The sequence below is a fragment of the Desulfobacter sp. genome (assembly GCF_050177295.1).
Genome location: NZ_JBFXHE010000404.1, coordinates 1 through 4,062, shown reverse-complemented (window position 1 = coordinate 4,062; position 4,062 = coordinate 1). Strand labels below are relative to the sequence as shown.

The window sequence follows — 4,062 nt, the reverse complement described above, 5'->3', positions numbered from 1 at the left end:
CAGGCATTCGGACAAGCCCTGCTGCCGGGGATGGCCTATGTTGATATGCTGTACCAACATTTTCATGAACAAGGACAAGAATATACCGGGCTTGAGCTGCGAAACCTCTCCATATTCCAGCCGATGCCGGCGGAAGACAAGGGGGTGGCGGTCACCATTCACAGCGTTGAAACCGAACCCGGCCTTTGGAATGTTGAGGTCAAAGCGGGAAATAAACGCACCGCCACAGCGCAAATGCGTCAACAGGCTCCCAGGGATTTTCAGGAACGAATTGACCCCGTTTCCATTGAAAATGCCTGCCGCAACCCCATTCCCCTGGATGAATTTTACCTGAAATGCCGGGAACGGGAGTTGGTCCACACGGGGTTCATGAAGGCAAAAGGGACGGTTTATGCCTCGGCCAACGCCGATATTATCCGCATCACTTTGCCCCCGGACGCCCGGTCCGGGGATAACACCTATCTGTTCCACCCTACCCTTTTGGATGCCGGCGCCATTGGTTCCGGCAGCCTTTTTCCCCGGGATGCCTTGGACACCCGACTGTTCCTGCCGCTGTTTTTCCAATCCTTTCGCGCTGTTGCCCCCTTGCGCGGCGAATGCCTTGTCAGAATCAAGGCATCCTCCCGGAGCGAAACAAAAGAGTTGATTCAGCTGGATATGGAATTTTTCGATGCATCCGGCACAAAAATCGCCGTAATAGAAAATTTCAAAAACAAATGCGTCCGGAACCCGGGCCTTCTCAAAACCCCGACCCCGGCCCCGGCCAGGCCTGTGGCAGCCCCTGTTCCGGCAAAGGAAACTGCCGTGAATGATATCCAGGACATATTACTGCAAACGGTTGCTTCGTTTTTAAATTGCCCTTCCGGACAGATTGACCCGGAAGCCGGTTATTATGAACTGGGACTGGATTCAGCCTTGCTGCTGGAGATGGTTAAGAAACTGGAGCAGATACTTTCCGTTTCCCTGTCCCCAACCCTGCTGTTCGAATATCCCTCTATACGGGAGCTGGCCACCCATCTGTCCACACTGGCCGGCCCCACTGCCAAACATGCCGCCGGCAGCCCCAAGCCTTTTGTTCAGCCTGCCTTTGTGGCCCCCAAAACGCCTGCTAAAAATACCGCACCCATAGAACCCGCTACGGGCGCTTCCGGGGATATCGCCATTATCGGCCTGGCCGGACGCTACCCTGGCGCCGACGGCATTGATGCGTTCTGGGAAAATTTAAAGCAGGGCAAAGACTGCATCACGCCGGTCCCCAAAGAACGCTGGCCCCGGGATATCTGGGGAGACCTTGAGTCCCCCACCGGCAAAAAAATGTCCCAATGGGGCGGCTTTATCCAGGACCCCGATTGCTTTGACCCCCACTATTTTCACATCTCCCCCCGGGAAGCGGAAACAATGGACCCCCAGGAACGCCTGTTTCTGGAGGTATGCACCGAGGCCATCGCAGATGCCGGGTACACACCCGAGAACCTTGTGACCCCCCGGGGCCGCCGGGGCAGACGCCGGGTGGGCGTTTTTGCCGGCGTCATGCATAATGACTATGCCTTGATCGGGGCCCAGGCCGTTGCCCGGGGCGGGCGGTTTCCCCTGTCCCTGAATTGTTCGCCCATTGCCAACCGCGTTTCCTATGTCCATCATTTCCATGGGCTCTCCATGGCCGTGGATACGGTCTGCTCCTCCTCCCTGACTGCGGTCCACCTGGCCATCCAGAGTATAGGGCAGGGTGAAAGCGAGGTGGCCCTGGCCGGCGGCGTCAACCTGTCGCTCCATCCGGGCAAATACCTGACCTACGGGTTAATGGGCATGCATGCCAGCAACGGCCGCTGCCTGACATTCGGGGAGGGCGGTGACGGATATGTCTCCGGGGAAGGCATCGGCGCGGTCCTTCTCAAACCCATGGACCGGGCGCTTTCCCACCGCGACCACATATACGCCGTGATCAAGGGCAGTGCCCTCAACCATGGCGGCAAGGTCAGCGGCTTTACCGTGCCAAACCCGGCAGCCCATGCGGATGTGATTGAACAGTGCCTGGAACGCGCTCGCATTGATCCGCGCACCATCAGCTGCATTGAAGCCCACGGCACCGGCACCACCCTGGGTGATCCCATTGAGATCCAGGGATTGGTCAAGGCCTTTGCCGAATATACCCGGGACAAACAATTCTGTTCCATCGGTTCGGTCAAATCCAACATCGGCCATGCCGAATCAGCGGCGGGAATCAGCGGTTTGACCAAGCTTGCCCTGCAATTGAAACACAAAACCCTGGTGCCGTCCCTTCATTCCGAGACCGTCAATCCCCTGATTGACTTTGCGTCCTCGCCCTTTTTTATCCAGCACCGGACCCAAGCCTGGAACCGGCCTGAAATCATACAAAACGGCCGCCGGGAATGCCCTCCCCCGGCGGGCCGGATTGAGTTCCTTCGGCGCCTATGGCGCCAATGCCCACCTGATCCTGGAGGAATCACCGGTTCCGGAATCCGGGTATGCACCTCCGAACACGGGTGAAGCGAACTACCTCATCCCTTTGTCGGCAAAAACCCGGGAACGGCTTCACGCTTACGCGGGCAGACTAAAGCGTTTTCTGACCCGGACCGGCTCGGGTGCGGAACCCCTTCGCCTCCAGGATATTGCCTACACCTTGCAAACCGGGCGCCAAGCCCTGGAGGAACGGGTGATCTTTCTTGTAAAAAACCTTCAAGAACTGGGTGAAAAACTTAAGGCTTTCGAATCGGGCCAGACTGTGTCCGGCCTGCACAGCGGTTCCCTGAAAGATGGAAAAAAATTCAACCAACTCCTGGGCCCGGACGATGTCCGGGAACTGGCCGGCAAATGGATGGCCCAGGGACAGGCTGCAAAGGTTGCCCAGTTATGGGTCCAGGGGGGTGATCTGGATTGGGGCTGGTTCCACGGCCAGGAGCGTCTTTGCCGGATCAGCCTGCCACCCTATCCCTTTGCCAGGGAACGGTATTGGATTCCTTCCGACCAGCCTGACACGCCCATTCAGGCGGTTACACCAGCGGATACATCTTTGGATAAAAAGGCGCAAACCCTGCTGCTGGCGCCTGTCTGGAAAACCATCCCCTTGCCCGAACCAGCCCCTTTGACGCAGACTTCCACAGAGCAGGTGGTGGTGATGAGCCGGAACGGGGAAGGGGTAGAGGCGCTGAAAAAAATCTATCCCCATGCCGCTTTCTTACCCATGGACGGCGGTACGGATGACGAATTTAAGGACCTGGATATGGATCATCTGATCTGGGTGGTACCGCCGGCACCGTTGGCATCCCCTGGGGATGAAACCATTATTAAAGGCCAGGACGGCCCTGGGGGACTCTTTGCTTTTTTCCGGATGATCAAAACCTTGCTGGCCCTGGGCTATGGAAACCGGGAACTGCGTTTAACCCTGATCACCACCCAAACCCTTGCCCTGGGGCAAAACCATGAGGCCAATCCCACCCATGCCGGTCTCCACGGATTCCTGGGAAGCATTGCCAGGGAATATCCGCTCTGGCAGGCCCGGCTCATGGACCTGGATGCCACCATGGACTGGCCGGTCCGCCAATTTACCAGCCTGCCGTTTGATGCAGGCGCCCCCTTTGTCTATCGGAACAAAGAATGGCACCAATCCCGATTGGTCCCCTTCCGGTCCTCTGCCACCCGGCAGCCTCCCTATCGCCACCAGGGAGTTTACGTGGTGATCGGCGGAGCGGGCGGTCTTGGAGAAGCCTGGTCAAAACTGATGATCCAGCAATACCAGGCCCGCATCGTCTGGATCGGCCGCCGCTCCATGGACTCAACCATTCAAGGCAAACTGGATGCCCTGGCAAGGCTGGGCCATGCCCCCATTTATGTGCCGGCGGATGCCGGGAATCAAGAATCCCTGCAAAGGGCCTATCACACTATTAAGCAGACATATCCAAGGATTCACGGGGTGGTTCATTCGGCAGTGGGGGTCTTTGACCAGAGCATGGCCACCATGGAAGAAAAACGTTTCCGGGAAATTCTTTCGGTCAAGGTCGATGTCAGCGTCAGACTGGCCCGGGTATTCCAGGAAGAGCCCCT

General features: G+C 57.7%; 2 protein-coding genes. Both read left to right on the top strand.

Features of this window, described 5'->3' with window-relative positions; all coding sequences use genetic code 11:
* The coding region (locus AB7U36_RS19965) for a beta-ketoacyl synthase N-terminal-like domain-containing protein (protein WP_428161390.1) at positions 1 to 2,508 on the top strand (2,508 nt) is incomplete at its 5' end.
* Positions 2,414 to 4,062 (top strand): SDR family NAD(P)-dependent oxidoreductase (locus AB7U36_RS19960; RefSeq protein WP_428161389.1); only part of this gene is annotated, 1,649 nt, incomplete at its 3' end. The genes AB7U36_RS19965 and AB7U36_RS19960, both read left to right, overlap by 95 nt.